The sequence below is a fragment of the Trueperaceae bacterium genome (assembly GCA_019454765.1).
Lineage (GTDB): Bacteria > Deinococcota > Deinococci > Deinococcales > Trueperaceae > JAAYYF01.
Window position 1 is genome coordinate 11,517 of the sequence record JACFNR010000057.1, and the last position, 2,003, is coordinate 13,519.

Below are 2,003 nucleotides of genomic sequence, written 5' to 3' on the forward strand. Positions count from 1 at the left end.
AGACCGGCGTGTTCTCGCTGCCGGCGACGAAGGAGACGACGTCCTGCACGCCCCTAACGATGTCGAGGTTCGGTACGGACGCTCCCCTGCACGGCCTCCTTCGGAGAAGAGCTTGTCGGCGGTGGGAGTTGAGCAACCGGGCGCAGCGAACCTTTGGCAACCGCGGCATCGCCAGCGACCTCTGCATGTCAGACCCCGAAGGGGCGCCGTCGCGAGGGCGGGCCTTAATGCCCATTTAAGGACCCCCGGCCTAGACTCGCGGCCATGCGGAACCCTAGTCGAACGTCACACCTGGTCATCCTCAGCGTACTGATCGCTGCGGCCGTCTGGTCGCTGCCGGCCTGCGGCGGCTCTCCCGCCCCGCAACCGCCCCAGGCCCTCTCGAGCGTGACGGGTACGATCACCCTCCCCGCCGGCGTCGCAGTCGACCTCGCCACCCTCACCGCCACCACCCCCAGCGGCAGCGCGCGCGTGTCTGCTGCTGGTACGTTCGAGGTGCAGGTCTTCGCGGGCGCAGCCACCGAGGTCGGGATCGAGACGGCGGGGGGCGACCTGCTCCTCCTGGGAGTCACGGACGGCGCCAAGGTGGACGTCTCCCTCACCAGCACCGCCGAAGCGCTCCTCTACTACCTGACGGGTGCGGTCTGGTTGCCGCCGGCGCAGCAGGACACCGTGCGTGAACTCCTGCGCGGCAGGCCCGAGGCGGGCATCCTAGCTGACGAGCTCGAGCAGCAACTGCGTGCCGGTGGCAACGGCCTTAAGGACCCGGACGGCGCGCTCCTCTCGGCGTTGGACGCCGCGCACGCCTCCCTCCTGGGGGACGTGCGCCTCGCCGGCCTGGCCGCCCGAGCCGCCGAGGCGGCGCTGCGCGTGAGCGGCGCCCAGCGGCTCACGCCCGCCGCCGTGGAGGACAACAACATCCTGATAGACCCGGGCTCGCCCCAGTCGGGTGCGGAGGTCGTGCATAACCCCAACGGCGCCGGCGTGGTCGCGCAGAACTCGTACCGCCGCCCGGCGGCGCTGCTCGCCTACGAGGTCGGTTGGGAGGACGCTGACCGGGTGCTGCACGACGTCGACCCACCGGGATTGGTCGAGCGCGTGGACGTGCCGGCCACCGGCAAGCTGGAGCTCTTCACCAACCTGCTCGACGCGATCACCGGCGACGCCCCATGGGCGCCCGCCCTGTCCGACCCGCTGCGCCTCGCCGGCCGGCTCGGCGCCAGCCGCACCCACTACCAGCTCGTCCTGATCGGGCCGGGCACGAACGGCAGCGCCTCTCCCATCGCCAGCGACCCGCGCTTCGCCTCGTTCCGCGGCGAGTGGGACGACATCGCCTTCGAGAAGTCGCTGGAGCTGTTCCTGAACGACCTCCTGTTGCCCGTCATGGAGGTCTACGGGCTCGGCAGCATGGCGAAGCTGGACGCCGCCAAGCTCGCCAAGATGCGTGGCGAGGTGAGGGCCATCTACGACACGCACCTCACAGGCCTGGGCGTCTTCCTCAAACCGGGCGAGGGGTCTTACGCCAACGGCCTGAGGTTCGTGATCGAGGAGTTGGCGAGCAACAAGATGTTCCGGCTCGACATGATGGAGATGGTCGGGAACGCCTTGGCCGAGAGCGACCGCAACAAGGTCGCCATGGAGGCCCTGGAGTCGCGCTTGAAGGCCCGCGCCAGCGCGACCGCCATCCTCGCCGCGGTCGAGGCCGCCCTCGTGAGCGGCGACGTCGGCAAGGTGATGTTCGACGTCCGGGACAGCCGCACGGTCGAGAGCTGGGAGGCCGTGTCGAGCGCGTCGCTGTTCGCGCTCACGCCGGAGACGGCCCGCGTCCGCCGGAACCACGCCAGCGCCCGCTTCAAGGTCTTGCCTAAGGGCAACACCACGGGCAACTACCTCTACCGCTGGTCCACCAGCGGCGCCTACGGGTTGATCACGGACCTGTTGCAACCGGAGGCGCTCACCATCGACACGCGCGAGCGCGAGGTCGAGTACTTCCACAGCCACCC

Annotated in this window: 1 protein-coding gene; it reads left to right on the forward strand. The window is 70.0% G+C overall.

The annotated features are described in order from the left end of the window. Positions 1-264: 264 nt before the first annotated feature. A partial coding sequence (locus H3C53_12265) for a hypothetical protein (GenBank protein MBW7917438.1) occupies positions 265-2,003 on the forward strand: 1,739 nt, incomplete at its 3' end.